Annotated in this window: 18 protein-coding genes; 8 read left to right on the top strand and 10 right to left on the bottom strand. The window is 59.8% G+C overall.

The window, feature by feature from the left end:
• Positions 1-8 precede the first annotated feature (8 nt).
• From H8F21_RS03840 to H8F21_RS03850, 3 genes are all read left to right on the top strand, one after another.
• Positions 9-797, top strand: coding sequence for an amino acid ABC transporter ATP-binding protein (locus tag H8F21_RS03840; RefSeq protein ID WP_236042865.1), 789 nt, complete (start codon positions 9-11; stop codon positions 795-797).
• 319 nt (positions 798-1,116) lie between these two features.
• On the top strand, positions 1,117-1,932 hold the full coding sequence (locus H8F21_RS03845) for a gamma-glutamyl-gamma-aminobutyrate hydrolase family protein (protein WP_203479327.1): 816 nt from the start codon (positions 1,117-1,119) through the stop codon (positions 1,930-1,932).
• 177 nt (positions 1,933-2,109) lie between these two features.
• Entirely contained in the window at positions 2,110-3,183 is a 1,074-nt protein-coding gene (locus tag H8F21_RS03850; RefSeq protein ID WP_203479328.1) for an NAD(P)-dependent alcohol dehydrogenase, read from the top strand.
• A gap of 19 nt (positions 3,184-3,202) precedes the next feature.
• On the opposite strand, the gene H8F21_RS03855 is transcribed toward H8F21_RS03850, so the two are convergent.
• Both H8F21_RS03855 and H8F21_RS03860 read right to left on the bottom strand, forming a co-directional pair.
• Positions 3,203-3,889: an MOSC domain-containing protein gene (locus tag H8F21_RS03855; RefSeq protein WP_203479329.1), complete on the bottom strand. Its 687-nt coding sequence runs from the start codon at positions 3,887-3,889 to the stop codon at positions 3,203-3,205.
• Positions 3,889-4,446, bottom strand: a complete 558-nt coding sequence (locus H8F21_RS03860) for a MarR family winged helix-turn-helix transcriptional regulator (protein ID WP_203479330.1) — start codon at positions 4,444-4,446, stop codon at positions 3,889-3,891. Before H8F21_RS03860 ends, H8F21_RS03855 begins: the two co-directional genes overlap by 1 nt.
• Before the next feature lie 125 nt (positions 4,447-4,571).
• Between H8F21_RS03860 and H8F21_RS03865 the strand changes: the two genes are divergently transcribed.
• The gene (locus H8F21_RS03865; protein WP_203479331.1) at positions 4,572-5,306 is read left to right on the top strand and encodes a hypothetical protein; all 735 of its coding nucleotides are present in this window, start codon (positions 4,572-4,574) and stop codon (positions 5,304-5,306) included.
• Positions 5,307-5,390: 84 nt separating this feature from the next.
• Positions 5,391-5,777, top strand: a complete 387-nt coding sequence (locus H8F21_RS03870; protein WP_136475883.1) for a hypothetical protein — start codon at positions 5,391-5,393, stop codon at positions 5,775-5,777.
• 3 nt (positions 5,778-5,780) lie between these two features.
• Here H8F21_RS03870 and H8F21_RS03875 read toward each other — a convergent pair whose 3' ends face one another.
• The 3 genes from H8F21_RS03875 to H8F21_RS03885 all read right to left on the bottom strand — a co-directional run bounded on the left by H8F21_RS03875 (position 5,781) and on the right by H8F21_RS03885 (position 9,789).
• Positions 5,781-8,222: a TonB-dependent siderophore receptor gene (locus H8F21_RS03875; RefSeq protein WP_203584068.1), complete on the bottom strand. Its 2,442-nt coding sequence runs from the start codon at positions 8,220-8,222 to the stop codon at positions 5,781-5,783.
• A gap of 89 nt (positions 8,223-8,311) precedes the next feature.
• Positions 8,312-9,286, bottom strand: coding sequence for a FecR domain-containing protein (locus H8F21_RS03880; protein WP_203479332.1), 975 nt, complete (start codon positions 9,284-9,286; stop codon positions 8,312-8,314).
• Complete coding sequence (locus H8F21_RS03885) at positions 9,283-9,789, bottom strand: sigma-70 family RNA polymerase sigma factor (protein WP_203479333.1); 507 nt, start codon at positions 9,787-9,789, stop codon at positions 9,283-9,285. The genes H8F21_RS03880 and H8F21_RS03885 overlap by 4 nt, the downstream gene beginning before the upstream one ends.
• Before the next feature lie 87 nt (positions 9,790-9,876).
• On the opposite strand from H8F21_RS03885, the gene H8F21_RS03890 reads away from it, so the two are divergent.
• Positions 9,877-10,170, top strand: coding sequence for a DUF7693 family protein (locus tag H8F21_RS03890; protein WP_203479334.1), 294 nt, complete (start codon positions 9,877-9,879; stop codon positions 10,168-10,170).
• A 15-nt stretch (positions 10,171-10,185) separates the two neighbouring features.
• On the opposite strand, the gene H8F21_RS03895 is transcribed toward H8F21_RS03890, so the two are convergent.
• The 4 genes from H8F21_RS03895 to H8F21_RS03910 all read right to left on the bottom strand — a co-directional run bounded on the left by H8F21_RS03895 (position 10,186) and on the right by H8F21_RS03910 (position 15,832).
• Positions 10,186-10,926 (bottom strand): TorF family putative porin, encoded by a 741-nt coding sequence (locus tag H8F21_RS03895; protein ID WP_203479335.1) that lies wholly within the window; start codon positions 10,924-10,926, stop codon positions 10,186-10,188.
• Positions 10,927-11,023: 97 nt separating this feature from the next.
• A complete protein-coding gene (locus H8F21_RS03900) occupies positions 11,024-12,766 on the bottom strand; it encodes an amidohydrolase (protein ID WP_203479336.1) in 1,743 nt (580 codons plus the stop codon).
• An 81-nt stretch (positions 12,767-12,847) separates the two neighbouring features.
• Entirely contained in the window at positions 12,848-13,864 is a 1,017-nt protein-coding gene (locus H8F21_RS03905) for a helix-turn-helix transcriptional regulator (protein ID WP_408004403.1), read from the bottom strand.
• Between the two features lie 63 nt (positions 13,865-13,927).
• Entirely contained in the window at positions 13,928-15,832 is a 1,905-nt protein-coding gene (locus H8F21_RS03910; RefSeq protein ID WP_203479337.1) for a M14 family metallopeptidase, read from the bottom strand.
• A 72-nt stretch (positions 15,833-15,904) separates the two neighbouring features.
• Here H8F21_RS03910 and H8F21_RS03915 point away from each other — a divergent pair, with 72 nt between their 5' ends.
• Entirely contained in the window at positions 15,905-16,231 is a 327-nt protein-coding gene (locus tag H8F21_RS03915) for a cupin domain-containing protein (RefSeq protein WP_203479338.1), read from the top strand.
• 32 nt (positions 16,232-16,263) lie between these two features.
• Here the strand turns inward: H8F21_RS03915 and H8F21_RS03920 are convergent, their stop codons facing one another.
• Complete coding sequence (locus H8F21_RS03920; protein ID WP_203479339.1) at positions 16,264-17,157, bottom strand: AraC family transcriptional regulator; 894 nt, start codon at positions 17,155-17,157, stop codon at positions 16,264-16,266.
• Positions 17,158-17,336: 179 nt separating this feature from the next.
• Here H8F21_RS03920 and H8F21_RS03925 point away from each other — a divergent pair, with 179 nt between their 5' ends.
• A complete protein-coding gene (locus H8F21_RS03925) occupies positions 17,337-18,389 on the top strand; it encodes an NAD(P)-dependent alcohol dehydrogenase (protein WP_203479340.1) in 1,053 nt (350 codons plus the stop codon).
• The last annotated feature ends 131 nt before the right edge of the window (positions 18,390-18,520 follow it).

Below are 18,520 nucleotides of genomic sequence, written 5' to 3' on the forward strand. Positions count from 1 at the left end.
ATAACAACATGACCGCTTCACTAAGCCTTGCAGCCACCCACACGTCCCCTCAAACCGACTCGCGCAATGTCGTGGTGAGCATTGAGGGTTTGAACAAACACTACGGCGCCTACCATGTGTTGCGTGACATCAACCTGAGCGTGCGCGAGGGCGAACGCATTGTTCTGTGCGGGCCTTCGGGCTCGGGCAAGTCGACCTTGATCCGCTGCATCAACCGCCTGGAAATCGCCGAGAAAGGTCACATTCGTGTCAACGATACCGACCTTGCCCTGACCACTCGCCAGGCCGCCGATGTTCGCAGTGAAATTGGCATGGTGTTCCAGCACTTCAACCTGTTCCCGCACATGAGCGTGCTGGACAATTGCACCCTGGCCCCGATGAGCGTGCGTGGCCTGTCACGCAAGGAAGCGGAAGAGCGTGCACGCTTTTATTTGAACAAGGTGGGTATCGAGAGCCAGGCCAATAAATACCCCAGTCAGCTCTCGGGTGGCCAACAACAACGCGTGGCCATTGCCAGGGCGCTGTGCATGAAGCCGAAAATCATGCTGTTCGACGAGCCCACCTCGGCACTCGATCCGGAAATGGTCGCTGAGGTGCTGGACGTACTGGTAAAACTGGCAGACACCGGCATGACCATGCTCTGTGTCACCCACGAGATGGGCTTTGCCCGCCAGGTCGCCGAACGAGTGCTGTTTCTCGATGGCGGGCAAATAATCGAAGACGCCAGCCCGCAAGCATTCTTCAACAATCCGCAGACCGCGCGAGCCAAGGGTTTTCTTGCCCAGATCCTGCACTGAGACAAGCGCGGGGCCCTGCCCCGCGACACCCACCGACTTGCAACAAACTGTTAAATATAATTAACCGCGATAATCGCTCGCGGCGCCGGCCGGCAAGGCTTGCGTACCCATAATTGCACCAAGGCAATGATAGCCTTCGGCCGCGCAATCTGAAGTCGTTTGACATATTAAACGGCTCTGGCAAGCTGTATGACAGGTTTCGACCGGAAATATTGGCCCTCTGCGCCCTTCCGGCAGTGCTCGAAACCTCAGGTAGCGCAAAGGTTTCAGCTGCGCGCCTGCACAATAATGACAGGCCGCGCCTGTCCCAAGGTGACATATGCCCAACAGCAACATTGGCAATAAGAAACAAACCCTTCGTAAACCCGTCGTGCTGATGACCATGGGCGCCCAGGAGCGCAAAGGTCACGATTATCAGGTCATGACTCACAAATACATCGTGCCACTGGTCGAGCATTCGGGTTGCATACCCGTTCTGGTTCCGACCTGCTGCGGCACCGAAGACCTCGAAACCTACCTGGACATGGCGGATGGTGTTTACCTGACCGGTGCTGGCAGCAACATTGACCCAGCGCTCTACGGCCAGGAAAACGAAACCCCAGGCAAAACCCAGGACCGTGACCGCGACCTGTTTGACATGCCGCTGGTCAAGGCTGCCATTGCCCGTGGCTTGCCGATTTTCGGCATCTGCCGTGGCATGCAGGAAATCAACGTAGCGCTGGGTGGTGATATCTACCAGAAGGTCTACGCAGAAGCCGGCTTCAACGATCACCGGGAAAACTCGGACGATCCTGTCGACGTGCAGTACAGCGCTGTTCACAGCGTGCGTCTGGAGCAAGGCAGCTGGTTGCAAAAGCTCCTGCAAAGCGACGAGATCCGCGTCAACTCGCTGCACGGCCAGGGTCTGAAAAACCTCGGCAAAGGGATCGAGCCTCTGGCTCGCGCCGAAGATGGCCTGGTAGAGGCTATCCACGCACCTAGCTTGTCTCCATTCCTGTTTGCCGTGCAATGGCACCCGGAATGGCAAGCGGCCAAGAACCCGGACTCGATCAAGATGTTCCAGGCCTTTGGCGACGCCTGCCGCAAGCAAGTGGTAAAGGCTCAAGGCAGCGGCAAACTTAGCTCCGCTGCCTGATTGAGCAATCGCGGGGCAAGCCCACTCCTACAGGAATAAACCTGTGGGGGCAGGCTTGCCCCGCGGTGCATTTCCCCTCCCCCATTGATCCCGATCATAGCCATACGCGGCGCAAACGCGCACCCTGAACGAAGACTGCACGACCCACGCCTGTAAACCTGTTCAGGAGAATTGGCCATGTCCCGCATGAAAGCGGCAATCTTCGTCGAAAAGAATCGCATTGTTCTGGATGAGAAACCGATCCCCGAGGTGGGCCCTTCCGATGCGCTGCTGCGTATCACCACCACCACGCTGTGCGGAACTGATGTGCACATCCTGCGTGGCGAGTACCCCGTGGCCAAAGGCCTGACCATCGGTCATGAGCCGGTAGGCATCATTGAAAAGCTCGGCAGCCAGGTCCAGGGCTTCACCGAAGGCCAGCGCGTCATCGCCGGCGCTATCACACCCAGCGGCCACAGTTACGCCTGTCTATGCGGCTGCGCTTCCCAGGACGGTCCTGGCACCCCCCATGGCTTTCGCCCTGCAGGCGGCTGGAAGTTCGGCAATACCATCGACGGCTGCCAGGCCGAATATGTACTGGTACCCGATGCCATGGCCAACCTCTCACCCATTCCCGACGGCCTGAGCGATGAACAGGTACTGATGTGCCCGGACATCATGTCCACCGGTTTCTCCGGCGCCGAACGCGGTGGCGTGCGAATCGGCGACACGGTCGCAGTGTTTGCCCTTGGCCCAATTGGCCTGTGCGCGGTAGCGGGCGCACGCTTGATGGGCGCTACCACTATTATCGGCGTCGACACTGTTGCCGCTCGCCTGACCGTTGCGCGCCAATTGGGCGCCACCCATGTGGTGGATTTCAAGCAAGGCAATGTCGTAGAACAAATCATGGCCCTGACCAATGGCCGCGGGGTGGATGTCTCCATTGAAGCACTGGGCACCCAGTCCACGTTCGAGTCGGCGCTGCGTATTCTGCGCCCGGGTGGCACCTTGTCGAGCCTGGGTGTGTACTCATCCGACCTGACAATCCCGTTGTCGGCGTTTGGCGCCGGGTTAGGCGACTACAGCATCGTCAGCACCCTTTGCCCCGGCGGCAAGGAGCGCATGCGCAGGCTGATGGAAGTGGTTGGCAGCGGCGCTGTTGACCTCAAGCCCCTGGTCACCCACCGCTTCAAACTCGACGATATCGAAGCAGCCTATGAGCTGTTTGCGCATCAACGTGATGGCGTTATGAAGGTCGCTATCACGCCTTGAATCTTGCCTAGCGCGAGCCTTAAAGCTGTGGCCCCTGCAACCGCGGGGCCCAGTCTTCGACCTCGGCCCGCTCCAGGCGCCGATCCAGGGTTCGCCGCCAAGAGGGCGCCAACGGCAATTGCAGGCATTGGCGAATCACATCTGCGTCCACCTGCTGGTCAAACAGCACCGACGACAACCGCGCCACCGACCATTGGGGGTGAGGGCGCTCGATCATCTGTAGCGTGTCGCCTGCAGCCAGCACACCCTCCTCCAGCACCCGGTAATACCATCCGGTACGGCCGCTCTGCTGGACCCGCAACGACATGTCCTTTACCCCAAAGCGATCATTGAGTTTCCAGCACGGCATACGCCCCTGTGAAACTTCCAGCACTGCGCTACCCACTCGCACGCGATCCCCAAGACAGACTGTCTGCTCGGTCCAACCATAGGTGCTGAGGTTTTCACCAAAGGCCCCGGCAGCCTGCAGCAACGGGAGCTCACCGAGTTCAGCCGCCCATATCGCGTAGTGCTCGCGCGGGTAATGGTGAATGGCTTTGTCCTTGCCGCCATGAACGCGCAAGTCGCCCTGCTCGTCACCCGCAAGCCCCAGCTCGGTCACTGCCAGCTCACCGCTACGGGCCTCTTTGGCGATCGCACTGCAAGACCCTGGCCGGGTGAAGGCCACAGCCTTGCCGGTCAGGACAGTATCAAGCTTCATCGGCATTACTCCGTAAGTTCCGCGAGCTGGTGCTCGCGGCAAATCAGTTCACGTTCGGCCGCTGCCAGTGGCTCCTGGGTCAGCTCGCAAAAACCACCGGACGCCGTCTTGCGGTGAAAGCGGCAGGTCTTGCACAGTCCAAAACTCGGTACGTTTTCGTGTTGCTGGACACTGCGCAGCAAATCAGCCAGCAAGCCTTGCAAATCTTCAGCCCGCGCCCCCATGCGTTCAGTCGCGGTCAGCAAAAAATCCGGGGGCATTACTGCCGCCAGCAAGGCTCGTGCTGGCTCGGTGAGACTCAGATGAACGCTGCGCTTGTCTGCAACATCCTGGGTTTTGACGATCAGGCCTTTGCCTTCCAACGCCTTGAGCGACTGCGAAACCGTACCCTTGGTCAGGCCCAGGTATTCAGTAACCGCCAGCGGTGTATTGGAATAGCGGTTGCAGCGCGCCAGATAGAGCAACGCACTCAGTTGAATCGGCTGGATGTCGGCCAGCAGCGGGTGCTGGCGGAACCAGACACGCGTGAGGCTCGATAACCTTTCCAGCAGGTCGAATAGCACGTTGGGCAGTCCCGATTGATAGCGTCGATAGATAGTATCGAATAAAAACTATATTGACAAAGGTGCGTTTAAGCTTAGGCAACTTGGTATCGATTCGAAACCATATCCCACCCAGGAGCCACCCCATGAAACGTACCCTCGCCTTCGCTTTAAGCCTGCTTGCCACCCAAGTCTGGGCCCATGACAACCCTGGCATCAAAAGCGCCAAGGGCAACGCCGACGCCGCTTTCGACCTGGTTCAGACCCGGGTTTTCAAACAAGGTGAAAACCTGGTGTTTGAACAACTGGTCGATGGCAAGGCAGGCAGTCGACTGCCCAGCGCCAAAGGCGCCTTCGCGGGTGCCGAGGTGTATAGCTACGTGTGGCCTACCAGCCTGGACAGCAGCAGTGTCGGCTTTGAAGCCAAGGCGGGGATCCTCGCCCTGGCGCTGACCTCGCACCCGGATTTTGATGACACCCCGCAACTCGATGAAAACCGCGACGGCAAGACCGATAACGACGGTGGCCTGTGGCACTCCCACTGGGTGGTGTTGAGCAAGGATGAAAGCTGCGGACCCAGTGGGCTGAAGGTGCGCGATATCCCCAAAGGCGCCAAGCCCAAGCTGCCTGCTACTTGGCCAGGGGCGCCGATCTACATCGACTCTCCTGGTTACGATCTCAGCGTGGACAAGAACGCGGCGCAGATCAGTGTGCCCCTGGCCGCCGTAGGCTTCCCGCAAAGCTTCAACTACGACGGCGTAACCGCAGCACTGAAGGTCAATGCCGATCTGCACAACCCGCTGCTGTGCGTCAGCAGCGTCTGGGACATCAGCTCGGGTGAACTGTCGCTGCCGGGCACCTGGAAGCTCAAGCAGGAGTAAGCAACCTGCCCAGGCGAGCCGCCCGACGACAGACAGCGGCTCGCCTCTGGGCAAAAGCCTGCACTCATCGCTATGCTGGTGGTCATGAATGCCACCTTGCCAACCCGCACACCCTGCCCACCTGGCGCCTGTGATTGTGGCCGTGAAACGCTGCAGGACCTGCGCATCCTGCTGCTGACGCGCCAGGAGGAAAAGCGCCTGATCGAACGCCTGGAAAACCTGCAGAGCCTGGCCGACCTGGAGCACATGCAGCGCAAGCTCTACGACAACCTGGGCATTCGCCTGCAGATCAGTCCCAGCGACAACGAGGTGCGCACCATGCGCGGCTTCAACATCCAGATAGCAGAACTGCCGGGGCTGTGCCGCAAGACCCGCCAAAGCATCCCCGCCGCCATTCGCCGCGCCCTGGAGCGTCAACCGGAGATTGCCTACCGGCTACTGGACGCCCAGGACTTGTTGCGTGACGCCTGAAACCTACCAGTTGTAAGTCAGATCGGTGGTCAGGGTGCGGCCTTCACCGTAATAGCAATCGACATCACTGGTACAACGGCTGACATACACTTTGTCTTCGAGGTTTTGCAGGTTGACCTGCAACTTCACCCCTTTCAAACGCAGCGGCGACTGCTGAAAGTCATACGAAAGCATGCCGTCGTAGACGGTGTACGACGGGATACTGAAGTGATCATAAGCAAAGTCACTTCCGTCACTGCCACGCACATACCGTGCGCCCAGCCCCATGCCCAGGCCAGCCAACAGCGTATCGCCGGTAAAGTGGTAGTCCAGCCACAGCGACGCCGTCATCGGTGGCGTACCTGATGGGTGCCGGCCTTCACGGCCATCGTTGTCCTTGGTGTAGACCACATCGTTACGCGAAACCGAGGCAATCACCTCGAGGTTGTCACTCAGGCTGGCCTTGCCCTCAAGCTCCACGCCACGCGAGCGCAATGCGCCGACCTGGACGCTGCGGGTCCAATCGGTGGGGTCGGTGGTGAGGATGTTCTGCTGTTTGATCTCATACACCGACAGCTGCATAAAACTCTCCTGCCCAGGCGGCTGGTATTTGACCCCGGCTTCAACCTGCTTGCCGGTGGAGGGCTCGAACGGCTTGTGGTGGATGTCCGCCCCCGTCACCGGCAGGAACGACTCGGTGTAGCTGACGTAGGGGGTAACACCGCTTTCGAAGCTGTAGCCGATGCCTGCGCGACCGGTGAACTTCTCGTCCTTGAGGGTGGCGAAGTTCTGTGCGATAGGTTCCCGGGTTTCGGTTTCGGCCCAGTCGTAACGACCGCCCAGAGTCAGGAACCAATTGTTCCATTTGAGTTGGTCCTGCACATACAAGCCCGTCTGGGTCACAGTGTTGTCCCAGTTGAACGGTTGGCCGAAGTTCAGCGCCTGACCGTAGACCGGCGAGTACAGGTCGATGATCGGGGGGGTTCGGTCGTAGAGGCCAAGGAACTTGGAATTGGAGTGGTAATAATCGACCCCCACCAGCAGCGTATGCGCCACCTCGTACGTATTGAACTTGGCCTGGGCAATGTTATCGACGCCAAACACTTTATTGCGCTGTTTCCAATCGACTCCGAAGCGGGTCATGTAGCGCTGGTCGTCAACACCCGTCTGCGGGTTGGTGACAAACGTGTAGCCGTGCAACTGCGCGCGAAAGCGATCGTCGACATAGGCATAGCGGGCATTCTGCTTAAAGGTCCAGACATCGTTCAGTTCGTGACTTAACTCATAACCGAACGTGTACTGCTCGCGGTCATAGGCGTTGATATCGGGCTCACCGATAAACCGGCTGCGTTTGATCCGGCCATTGGGGCTGGAAAATACCGTTCCGATGGCGGGCAAGCCTTGAGCTTCTGGAACGCCGTTGTCTTTCTGGTAATGGCCATAAATCGTCAGACGGGTTTGCTCGTTAGGCACCCAGGTCATGCTCGGTGCAAGCATGAAGCGCTGCTGTTCGACGTAATCGATCTCGCCGTTTTTATCCAGGCCATTGCCCGTCAGGCGGTACAGGAACTCACCTTGATCATCCATGGGCCCGGCGAAATCGAAGGCCGCATAGCGCCGATCCTGGCTGCCGCCACCCAGTACCAGTTCACGCTGCGGCGTAGCGGTCGGGCGCTTGGAAACCATGTTGACCAGGCCTCCCGGCTGGTTCTGACCATAAAGCACCGAGGCCGGGCCCTTCATGACTTCAATCCGCTCCAGCAGATACGGGTCGATCTGTAGCGCGCCGCCTGTGCTGCCGCCGCCGTAGGGCAAGTGCAGGCCGTCCAGGTACAACGGCGTAGGACTGAAACCGCGTGAAGTGGGCTCGTCAAAGATGCCGACACGGTCGGAGAAGCCACCACCGGTAATTCCGGGGGTATAGCGCAGGGCTTGAGTGACCGTTTGCGACCCCAGGGTCTTGATTTCGTCCTGGGTGATAATGTTGATGGTCTGCGGCAATTCAAGCACCGAGGTATCGGTCTTGGTCGCGGTGCCAGTGCGCTTGGCCACATAACCCACTACCGGCCCCCAGGCGTCCTCGGTCCCTTGCCCGGTGATCTGCGTGGCCCCCAGTTCCAGCGCATCGCTCTGCACCGTCGGCACCAGGTTCCAGGTTCCGCCTGCCGTGATGTTCAGGTCCAGACCGCTGCCGCGCAGTGCCTGCATGGCTGCTTGCTCGGGTGTGAGCTGGCCACTGACCCGGGCTGCCTGCTTACCCTGCACCAACGCGGGGCTGACCGACAGCACACGTCCGGACTGGCGGGCGATGCGGCTAAGGCTTTCGCCCAGGTCACCGGCCGGGAGGTCGAAAGCCTGGGTGGTACTGACGCTGCTACCGTTCTGCGCCAACGCGTACAACGGCGCACTGCTGCCCAAGGCGATGGCAAGGGCCAGCAGGCTGGGGCGGATCATGGAGTCTGGCATTGTGTGTAGGGGCTCGTTTGAAGTTGTTGTCCATAACGAGGACACGCCAGTGGCCGGATCCCCTCACGGCCGCAGATTTTTTTTGCCCCTCAGCTCACATCGATGCGCGTCAGCCAGCCGCCGAAGCTGTCAACGCTGATCGGCAGGGTTTCGCTGAGCGAAATCAAGGTGCGGTCACTGTCATCCAGCGGAAAACTGCCATACACGCGGATGCGCGCTGCTGCTGGGCTGATGCGCAGCAAGCCTGCTCGATACGGTCGCAAGGCCTCGATCAGATCGCCCAGGGGTTCGTCGCGCACATCCACGCGACCATCAGTCCAACCGGCCCGGGTCCGCAGCGAAGGCGCCAGGGCAACACTGCGCAGACCATCGAACGCATAAGCCTGCCCTTCCTCGACGCGCTGTGCAGCGACATTGCCGGTGGTTAGCAAGACAGTATGTGCCTGCACCGCCACCAGGCTTTGTTGATCGTCCTGGCTTACGGTAAAGCGCGTGCCCTGGGCTTGTACCTGGCCTTGGCGCGTGGCAACAATGAACGGGCGACCGGCCTCGACAGCAACATCCACCTGTAACTCACCCTCGCGCAGCAGCACCAGGCGCTGCTTGGCGTTGAACTGCAGGTCCACAGCCGTACGCGCGTTAAGACGCAAGCGCGAGCCATCGCTGAGGGTGAGACTGCGACGCTCACCGGTAGCGGTGTGCACGTCAGCGAGCAAATCGCCTAACGGCGTTCGCCGGTGAGCCAGGCCGGCACAGCCCAATCCCAGCAACAGCATGGCCAGACCACCCCCCAGCACCTTGCGTCGCGATGGCACAGGTTGCACGCGCAGGCTGCGACTGGCGATCGCCAGTTGCCCAGGTGAGCGTTGTTCGGCTTGATGCAAACCGGCCAAAGGCTCTTGCATCAGCGCGTTGACCCGTTGCCAGGCGGTTTGATGGGTCGGGCAGTGTTTTAACCAACACTCGAAAGCGTGATGCGTCTTGTCATGCGCTGGCGCGTTTTCGAGTTTGAGTAGCCAGTCCACAGCCTCGTGGGTAGCGCGATCTACCGGCGCGTTGCTCATTCGGCCTCCACGCTCAGGCAATGCAGGAACGCCCGACGCAAATCCCTCTCCACCGTTGCCAGCGAAACGCCCAACTGCGTTGCGATCATGGGCTGGCTCATACCTTCGAGACGATGCAGGATAAAAGCGTGGCGCGCCCGTGTGGGCAAGCCGTCGAGCAACCGGTCGATCTGTGCCAATGCCTCGCGTACCAGCAACACATCCTCAACTGAAGGCATACAGCACTCCGGCAGCCGCCCAAGCGCCTCCAAATAGGCCTGCTCCAGGGCTCGCCGGCGAAACAGGTTGCTCAATAGACGCCGGGCAACGGTAGCCAGAAAGGCACGAGGTTCTTCCAGGGCTGGCAAGGCACTACTGCCCATGGCCCGGACGAAGGTATCCTGAGCCAGATCGGCAGCATCATCAGGGCAGTTCAGCCGACGATACAGCCAGGCGCGCAGCCAGCGGTGATGGTCGCTGTAGAGATCGGCCACGATTGTATTGGTGTCGACGGAACGGTTCACTGACAGGAATCACACGCTAATGGTAATTACTATCATTATCGTGATAGCACGATGAATATACAATCCCTTCGTAGGAACACATGACCGATGCTTGCCTTGACCCCGCGTGAGGTTTACCAGCAACTGCGCGACGCCGCCCTCGGGATACGCCCAATGACGCGTCTGGCGCCTGCCCTTTCGAACAACCTGGTACGGGTAGAGATAGAAGGCTGGCAACTGTTGCTGGACGTTGAAGGCAAGCGCCTGCACCACTGCGAGCGCTGCCAGCACCCTGATGGTCGCCACGGCTCACTGGAAACCTGGCAGCGCTATGGCACCGACCCGGTCAGCCTGTTGAGCACCTGGGAGCTGGCCCAGATCGAGCGCCTGCTCGACCTGTGACCGAATCGCGGGGCGTTAGAAGGTTTTGTTGGCGCTTGCCACAACGGTGGCCGAGCACAGGTCGTCGAATCCATACCAACCGGTGCACTCGCTTTTCGACAGGTCGGTGTCGATGTAACTCAAGCCCCAGGTAACCCCCACAAACTCACGGGTGAATTTCACTTCCCACTCGTAGTAAGTGTTTCGGTCGTCACCACTGGCAGACCAGAAGGCCGGGTCTTTTACATCGTTGCGACCGGCGCGCAGCTCCAGGCCAACCTCACCGGGCAAGGCAAAGCTATAGCCAAGATAGGTGTAAAGCGTGTCCTGATCTTCGCCGAAGAAATTCGGTGTGTCATCTGAGTAATAGGCACCGAGTTTCACCCCATAAACATCGAGAATCGCGTACACCTCGCTCAGATTGAATTGCGCTTCCTTGGGATAGTCGTACTTGATGTAGCCAAGGTCCAGACTGATCGAATCGGTGGCTTGCCAGTACCAACCGGCGTAGTACTCCAACTCCTGGCGCGTCTTGAACTCACTGCCGAAGTCAACGTTCGAGGTCCAGGCCCCCAGGTACAGACCACTGCTGTGGATCAGCGTCGCGCCCCCCTGCAGTGCTGGGTCGCCAAGGGTTTGCGAAATACCACGGCTGCGATAATCACTGGCAGCGGTGAGCTCCACCTCCAGGAGGAAATCGTCACTCAGGGTCAGCGCTTGACTGGTCAGTGGCGCCAGCAGCAAGCCGGCGAGGGAGATAACGGTACGTACGTTCATACAAAAACCCTTGTTTTTATTGGTGTGCGGGCAGATTCCTGCAGACGAAGCCGCGCCCCTCGCAGAGCAAGGAGCCAGGCATCATCAGAGGGGGGCCTCAGGAGGCGGGGGCGTAGACCTGCTTGCCGGCGAAGAAGGTCTTCAGTACTTGAGTCTCGAACAGTTCATCGTCGCTGACCTTGAATACATCGCGGTCCAGCACGATCAGGTCAGCCTGCTTGCCAGGCGCCAGTGAACCGATCTGCTGCTCCAGGCGCAGGGTTTTGGCGGCATTGAGGGTGTAGGCCTGGAACATGAGTTGGCGATCGACGCTTTCCTGGGCGTTGAGTACCCCCAGCGGCCCGTTGCGCGTGGCAGCCTGGGCGATAGCGTTCCATGGGTTGGGGCTGGACACCGGCCAGTCGCTGGCACCGGAAATTGTCGCTCCAGCCTGTTGCAGGGATTTGGCCGGGTACTGATGGCTATAGGCTGAAGGGGTAATGTAGGGTTTCACCAACTCCACGGTGTAGCTCTCGCCAGTTGCCCAGAGCAGTTGCATCGAGGCGATCACACCCAGTTGCTTGAAGCGCGGGAAGTCCTTCGGGTCTACCACTTGCAGGTGGCTGATGCTGTGGGTCTTGGGCGTGTTGCTGACCTTGCGCGCATACTCGACGCCATTGAGAGACTCGCGCACTGCACGGTCGCCTACAGCGTGCATATGCACGATCCAATCACGCTTTTCCGCCGCGGCGACCAGCTCACCGAAATGCGCTGGCTCGATCAGCAACTGGCCCTTTTTGTTGCTGTTTTTGTACGGCTCGAGCATCGCCGCCGTCTGCCCTGGATACTCCAGCACACCATCGACGAACACCTTGATGCCCGGAAAGCTCAGGTTGGGCACACCTTCGAACTTCTTCGCCACCGTGGCCAACACTTCAAGGTCGGCAGGTCGGCTTTTCGGGTTGGCAATCATCAGCGCCGCGACATGGGCACTGAGTTCGCCCTTCTCTGCCAGCGTGCGGTACAGCGGCAATACACCGTAGCTCTGTTCGGTCGCCTTGAAGTCGAACAACGAATCGTCGCTGCCAGCGTTGGCAGCGGCGTCCATCCAGGCAGTAACGCCATACTGGTTGTTGATCCGCACCGCTTCACGGGCAGCCTTGAGCATGAATGCTTCGTCGGCGGCGGGAATCTGACTGCGTACCTGGTCCCAGCGCGACTCGGAGAAGTACCCATTAGGGGTAAAGTCCGCGTCGTGCCCCACATAGCTGCGGTCCTGCTCGGACATTCCCTTGACCAGTGCCGCATCGATCTTCAGGCGTTTGAGCATGGCGTTGTTGGCCCAGCCGGTGTGGCCGTCGATGCCGTTGAGTACCAGGGGTTGATCAGCCCAGCGCCCCTGATTGAACACCTGGCCCAGTTCGCGGCTTTTTTCCCAGTAGGCTGAACTGGTGCCGGCAACACTGATGACATCCCCCGCCCGCCCGCGGCCCGCCTTGACCTCGGCAAGTATCCATTGCTCAAGCTCGGGCAGCGGCTTGACCTCATCTTCAAGGTTCGCGCCCAGGCTTGCAGCCCCCCCTGCAATCGGATGACTGTGGGTGTCGATCATGCCCGGCATCAGTACCTTGCCGGCCAAATCGATGCGCTGGGTATTGGCGTCGGCCAACGCGTTGATCTGGGCATCGCTGCCCACTTGCAGGATCTTGCCGTCCTTGACTGCCACCGCTTGCATCAGCGCTTGTCCGGGCTCTGCGGTGTACACCTTGCCATTGACCAGTACTAGGTCAGCGGCGGCCATTGCCTGAATTGATGAAAAGGCCAACGTAGCGGCCATCAGGTTGGGAATCAGTCGTTGCATTGGAACGCTCTCTTGTTTTAACGGCTATGCGTACACCCTATAGCGCGGGACAAAAGAACGGACCTCTGCAAATGAGGAGGGTCAGGCGATTTTTTCCGCAAGCGGTGCGGCCAAACGCAAGGCAGACCCCAGCTCCACCTTGCTCTTGACCCCCAACTGCACATAGCAATTGCGCAGGTAGGTGCGCACAGTCGCCGGGCTCAGTGAGAGGATCCGGGCGATTTCCTTGTAGGAGTGGCCAGCGGCGAAAAGCATTGCCGCGGTACGTTCACGGGGCGCTAACACCACGCCGGGCGCTGGGGCTTCGAGTGACAGAATCACATGATCTGCATTGGGGCTCAGGGTCAGTGTGCAACGCCCTAGACGCATTACACAGGGTACTTGGTGCAACTGCGCAATGACGGGCGCCGGCAATACCGATCCGTCCCAGCCTGGCACCTCGCGCTGAACCGCTGCACACAGACGTGCACCGATATACAGCAGGCTGCCGTCCAGGCGCGCCACGCCGAAATCACTGGCACCGTTGCCGGTGTCGACACGAATCATGTCCTGCACCTGGAAACGCCACTGTTGCAGCAAATGCGCGCAGAACGCCGCAAACAAGCCGTCCTCGGTGGCATCAAATGCCTCCTCTTCTGCGCCTCGATACAAGCAGACAAAGAAGTTCAGCCCGCTCTCGGGCAGCTCGAAGGTGATGTTCATCAAATGGTAGAGATCGTAACGACGGGCAAAGTCGTTGACCGCCTCGACAGGATCGGTGAACTCACTGTCGCGCACCACCCGACCGAGGCTGGACAAGGTGTCGATGGCAAAGCTGTCCAGGCCGGCCACATCATGCCACTCACCGGCAAACGAGGCCGGCAGATCGATGCGCCCATGCATCCAACTCTGGATCGGGGCACTGGTGTCTGCGGACATCTCTCCCCACCATGCCGAGGCAAACGGTACCAGTTGGCGAAAGGCCTGCAGGCCGTCGGCAATGAAATGCGAACCGCCCTCCTCGCGGGCAAGACGGGCCAATTGCAGAACACACCGGTTGAACGCTTCCAGGGTTGCCATCGACATCGGGGAAGCACTTGCTTGGACCGCCACCATCATTTCCTCTCTAATTATTATGGCCATCGCCGGGCAGGCCCTCTCCTGTCTGCCCGGCGATGCACTTCAGAACACCGCACCCACGGGATAGACGAAGGCATTTACGTCATAAAACGGCGTGCGCTGATAAAACCATTGCAACCGTGCACTGGGGCTGGCAGCGAAGGTTTTGTCGCTTTTAAGCTTCTTGTCGAATTCGGCCTTGAGCTCGGGGCTCTGCGCCAGCATCTTGCGCGCCATGGGCTCCATCACGTACTCCTCGGGCTCTTCGGCAACGACCAGCGTCGAGTTGAAGAAGCCCCAGGCCCAAAACGAATCGGGGCTTTGCGGGTACAGCAAGTTTACCGCCAGTACGCCCAGTGGCTGATCAAGATCGATCACCACCGAGCCCGGCGCGAATGTCTGCAACCGCTCGAAGGGCTTGGCCACACCGCTGACCGGCAGGCGCCCTTCATAACCCGGAATCTGGTTGACCTGGGCGCGATCGGGCTCAAAGCCGCCGGCTATCTTGACCTCATCCATGCGATACAGGGTGACCGGTATTGCCGTGGGTTTGTCCAGTGTGGTCATTTGAATGCCATGGGCCTTGAGCCGAACGATTACCTCGCGCCACTGCACCGGCACCACGTACTGGCGAGGCCGCTTGGTCACCAGGTCCGGCTCGGTGTTGCCGGTTACCGGCACCGTCAGTTGCTTGGGCTTGTTGCTCCAGACGATGGTCTTGGCGCCCGTGATCGGTGACTGCTCGTAGCGATAGTCGCCAACCGTGAATGGGGTAGTCTCGGCCTTGCCCGGCTTCCAGGTCAGAATGACGTCCTGCTGTGCCTCGAGTCGCTCGCGGTCCTGGCGGATGGCTTCCTTGAGCGACGCCGATTGCTCGCCAATGACCTCAAGCATGCTCTTGAGCATCACATAGTTGCCCAGTACTTGAGTCTGATAGGGATGCAGGGCGTGCTGTTCAATCAGGATCGATGGGACGTTGCGAATATCACCGTACTGGTTGGAGAACCGCGCGTAGTCGGTTCGGTACGGGTAATAGCCCTGAGTCGGGTCCTGATTGTCGTTGAGGCTGATGCACTCATGTACCACATGCCCGTCTGCTTGCAGGGCCTTGTACACCGGCGCGCGCATGACGTTGTCCATCCACGCGCTACTGGCCGGCGACCAGCCGTTGCCGTTGTGACAGTAAGAGCTGTCATAAGGGTACATGGCGCCATCGGTGGAGTGGGTGTCGGCGAAAAAGCTCAAGTCGTAGGTGTTGAACACCCAGGCGACGTTGCGAATCTCGGCACTGTCGAGCTTGGTGAAGTCGCGATTGAGGTTGTAATTCAGGCCATTGACCCGCCAGCCGGTTTCCTGCGGGCCGTTCTGGTTGATCCGCCCATAAGCGCTGCGACGCAAGTCACCGTCGATATTGATGGTGGGAATGAACAGAATATTGACCTTTTCCAGCACGCCTGCCAGCGGCTTGTCACCGGTCGTCATGTCGCGCAGCAGCATGAACATGGCGTCCTTGCCGTTGGCCTCGCCGGGGTGAATCTCAGCTTCCACGAAAACCGTCGGCTTGCCCGACTCGTTCAGCCCGGCTGGCGATTTGTCGACCTCCAGTGAAGCGATCGCCATGACCATCGGGTGGCCTTCAGCGCTTTTTTCCGGCAAATCGTGCAGCACGATACTGCCGCCGGAGGCCGCCACCAGTTTGTTCAGGTAAGCGCGTGTCTCGGTGTAATCGCTGGTCTGATTGAAACCACTGGCTTCGGCCGTGGTGACCAGCGGGTTGTCCGCCTTGGCGACGTAGCGGGTACTGGCCAGGGTCTGCTCGAACATCGGCGGCAAAATGCGTTGCTTGGCGGCGTCTGGATAGACACTATCGTCTATGTAGGCAGGCGCGCCAGGCAAAGCCGCCAGCGCAGGCAGGCAGGTGCTCAACAGCATTGCGACACTGAACGGCTGCAAAAGCGAGTGTTTCATGATGATTCCCTATCATGAGTGGCAGACGCCACCTTAAACCACAATGTGGTGCCAGACGAGGGCCTTGCAACGATGCTCGACAATCTACTCAACCCCCTCCCCCCTGTCACCGAGCAGGAACACTTCGATGAACTGCTGGCCCGCCCAGGCTTGCGCATCGAACGCATCGTCTCCAATGGCCAGGCAAGCCCCGCGGGCTTCTGGTACGACCAGCCGCAGAGTGAATGGGTGTTGCTCCTGGCTGGTTCAGCGGGCTTGCGGCTGGAGCACGAATCTAGTGCCCGGGCACTGAAACCAGGCGACTTTGTCGAGATTCCTGCTCATAGCCGACACCGTGTGGAGTGGACCGACAGCACGCGTGCCACCGTGTGGCTGGCGGTGCATTTTGGCGATGTTTGAGCGCTGTTATCGAGCTTGCCCCACGTGGTGACTCACCCGTATGGCTGCTCTTCCCCAGGGCTACGCTGAAAGTGACGTTTGTATTCGCGACTGAACTGCGAGGTGCTCTGATAGCCGACCCGATGCGCCACCTGCGCCACCCCCTGGCCTTCGCCGATCAGCATTTGTTGAGCCTTGAGCAACCGCAGGCGCTTGAGGTACTGCATTGGCGAAAGCAGCGTGCTGCGTTTGAAGTGTTCGTGAAAGGTCGAGGCGCTCATGTTGGCGCAGCTTGCCAACGCCTCGACACTCAAGGGTTCGGCATAGTGGTCGCGCAAATGGCTGAGGGCCGATGCAATACGCGAAAAATGCCCTTGTTGCTCAACCAGCGCGCGCAAGACGCCAGCTTGCGGTCCGCGCAACGCCACATACAACACCTCGCGCACACGGGCGGCACCCATCACCTGACTGTCCATTGGGTCCTGCAGGCAACGTAACAGGCGTTCGACACTGTCGCGCATGGCATCGTCGAGTGCAGCCGAGGCCATCGATTCAGGTGTTTGCGCCTTGATGGGATCGTTGGCTGGCAACCCCATATTCTGTACCAACTCCCCCACTACCACGCGATCGATGGCCACCGACACCCCCAGCAATGGCTCGTCCGCGGTGGCAAAAGTCTCGCACATGAAAGGCACCGACAACGCCTGAACCAAGTAATGCCCGGCACCGTACTCCAGGGTTCGTGCACCAAGACGCGCCAGTTTGCTGCCCTGGGCGAGAATCATCAGGCTCGGCTCATAGATCTGCGGGCTGCTCGCCACATAGTTATACGCCGACAGTACCTGCACCTGAGCCAGATGCGTATCGACAAACCCGGGCCGCACCGTCAGGGCGCGTATCAGGGAACACAGCGTGGCATTGGCATCAACGTGACGTGTCAGTTGCATGGGGGACCAGGACGGAGGAATAGACACTGCCATCATCGCAGCTTGGCAGCCTGGTGTGTGCTGATCAGGTGCAGATCCGGAGTTTTAGGCATGACAGGCGGAGGAATGACAATGGGCAGCCTGCCGGCCACTGCGGACAATGGCGGCCATTACTGTTCATCGATTTACAGAGGTCAGCCATGTACACAGCCATCGGATACGCCGCCCAGTCTGCCACCGCGCCACTTGCGCCCATGACCTTCGAGCGACGCGCCCTGCGCCCTGACGATGTGGCCATCGAGATTCTCTACTGCGGCGTTTGCCACTCGGACATCCATCAGGCCCGTAACGAATGGGGCATTGCCGTCTACCCATTGATGCCTGGTCACGAGATCGTCGGCCGTGTGACTGCGGTGGGTGCCAATGTCAGCCGCTACAACGTGGGCGATAATGTCGGTGTCGGGTGCATGGTCGATTCCTGCCAGCACTGCGAAGCCTGCCGTAGCGACCTGGAGCAGTACTGCCAGGAAGGCCCGACCATGACCTACGCCACTGCAGACAGAATCGACGGCAGCAACACCATGGGCGGTTACTCCAACAGCATTGTCGTCAGCGAACGGTTCGTTCTGCGCATTCCGGCCAGCCTCGACCTACCAGGCGCGGCGCCGATCCTGTGCGCGGGAATCACCACCTACTCGCCGCTCAAGCACTATGGGGTCAAGGCCGGTGACCGTGTCGGCATTCTTGGCATGGGTGGCCTGGGCCACATGGGCATCAAATTCGCCAAAGCCATGGGCGCAGAAGTGACCCTATTCACCCGCTCCCCGAGCAAGGCCGAAGAAGCCCGCAAACAGGGCGCCGACCATGTCATCGTGTCCACCGACCCTGCGCAAATGCAGGCTGCCAGCGAACATTTCGACTTCCTTCTCGACACGATCCCGGTTCAGCATGACCTGAACCCTTACCTGCAGACCCTGAAGTTCGACGGTGTACACATTCTCGTCGGCCTGATCGAACCCGTGGACCCTGCCCTGCATGCTGCCAACCTGGTGTTGAAACGGCGGGTATTGGGTGGCTCGTTGATCGGCGGCATCGCAGAAACCCAGGAAGTGCTGGAATACTGTGCCGAGCACGGTATTCGCTGCGATATCGAAATGCTGGATATCCGTCATATCAACGAGGCTTACAGCCGAATGATTGCCGGCGATGTGAAATACCGTTTTGTAATTGACATGGCAACGCTCAAAGGCTGAGCCCACAGGTAGAACCTTTCCGCGCCTGGGTAGCCCTGGGCGCGATGCGCCTATCCGTTCAAGGGAGGCAATGATGACAGCGCCGCCCTGGAAAATGGATCTACGTGCACACCGCCGCGCCCAGGACCTGA

Origin of the sequence: Pseudomonas arcuscaelestis (assembly GCF_016881005.1) — a bacterium.
Taxonomy (GTDB): Bacteria; Pseudomonadota; Gammaproteobacteria; order Pseudomonadales; family Pseudomonadaceae; genus Aquipseudomonas; species Aquipseudomonas arcuscaelestis.

What these genes read in the sequence shown, in the direction of transcription:
- H8F21_RS03840 (WP_236042865.1), top strand. Translation starts at nt 9, where the DNA reads ATGACCGCTTCACTAAGCCTTGCAGCCACCCACACGTCCCCTCAAACC.
- H8F21_RS03845 (WP_203479327.1), top strand. Translation starts at nt 1,117, where the DNA reads ATGCCCAACAGCAACATTGGCAATAAGAAACAAACCCTTCGTAAACCC.
- H8F21_RS03850 (WP_203479328.1), top strand. Translation starts at nt 2,110, where the DNA reads ATGTCCCGCATGAAAGCGGCAATCTTCGTCGAAAAGAATCGCATTGTT.
- H8F21_RS03855 (WP_203479329.1), bottom strand. Translation starts at nt 3,889, where the DNA reads ATGCCGATGAAGCTTGATACTGTCCTGACCGGCAAGGCTGTGGCCTTC.
- H8F21_RS03865 (WP_203479331.1), top strand. Translation starts at nt 4,572, where the DNA reads ATGAAACGTACCCTCGCCTTCGCTTTAAGCCTGCTTGCCACCCAAGTC.
- H8F21_RS03870 (WP_136475883.1), top strand. Translation starts at nt 5,391, where the DNA reads ATGAATGCCACCTTGCCAACCCGCACACCCTGCCCACCTGGCGCCTGT.
- H8F21_RS03875 (WP_203584068.1), bottom strand. Translation starts at nt 8,222, where the DNA reads ATGCCAGACTCCATGATCCGCCCCAGCCTGCTGGCCCTTGCCATCGCC.
- H8F21_RS03880 (WP_203479332.1), bottom strand. Translation starts at nt 9,286, where the DNA reads ATGAGCAACGCGCCGGTAGATCGCGCTACCCACGAGGCTGTGGACTGG.
- H8F21_RS03890 (WP_203479334.1), top strand. Translation starts at nt 9,877, where the DNA reads ATGCTTGCCTTGACCCCGCGTGAGGTTTACCAGCAACTGCGCGACGCC.
- H8F21_RS03895 (WP_203479335.1), bottom strand. Translation starts at nt 10,926, where the DNA reads ATGAACGTACGTACCGTTATCTCCCTCGCCGGCTTGCTGCTGGCGCCA.
- H8F21_RS03900 (WP_203479336.1), bottom strand. Translation starts at nt 12,766, where the DNA reads ATGCAACGACTGATTCCCAACCTGATGGCCGCTACGTTGGCCTTTTCA.
- H8F21_RS03905 (WP_408004403.1), bottom strand. Translation starts at nt 13,864, where the DNA reads ATGATGGTGGCGGTCCAAGCAAGTGCTTCCCCGATGTCGATGGCAACC.
- H8F21_RS03910 (WP_203479337.1), bottom strand. Translation starts at nt 15,832, where the DNA reads ATGAAACACTCGCTTTTGCAGCCGTTCAGTGTCGCAATGCTGTTGAGC.
- H8F21_RS03915 (WP_203479338.1), top strand. Translation starts at nt 15,905, where the DNA reads ATGCTCGACAATCTACTCAACCCCCTCCCCCCTGTCACCGAGCAGGAA.
- H8F21_RS03920 (WP_203479339.1), bottom strand. Translation starts at nt 17,157, where the DNA reads ATGCAACTGACACGTCACGTTGATGCCAATGCCACGCTGTGTTCCCTG.
- H8F21_RS03925 (WP_203479340.1), top strand. Translation starts at nt 17,337, where the DNA reads ATGTACACAGCCATCGGATACGCCGCCCAGTCTGCCACCGCGCCACTT.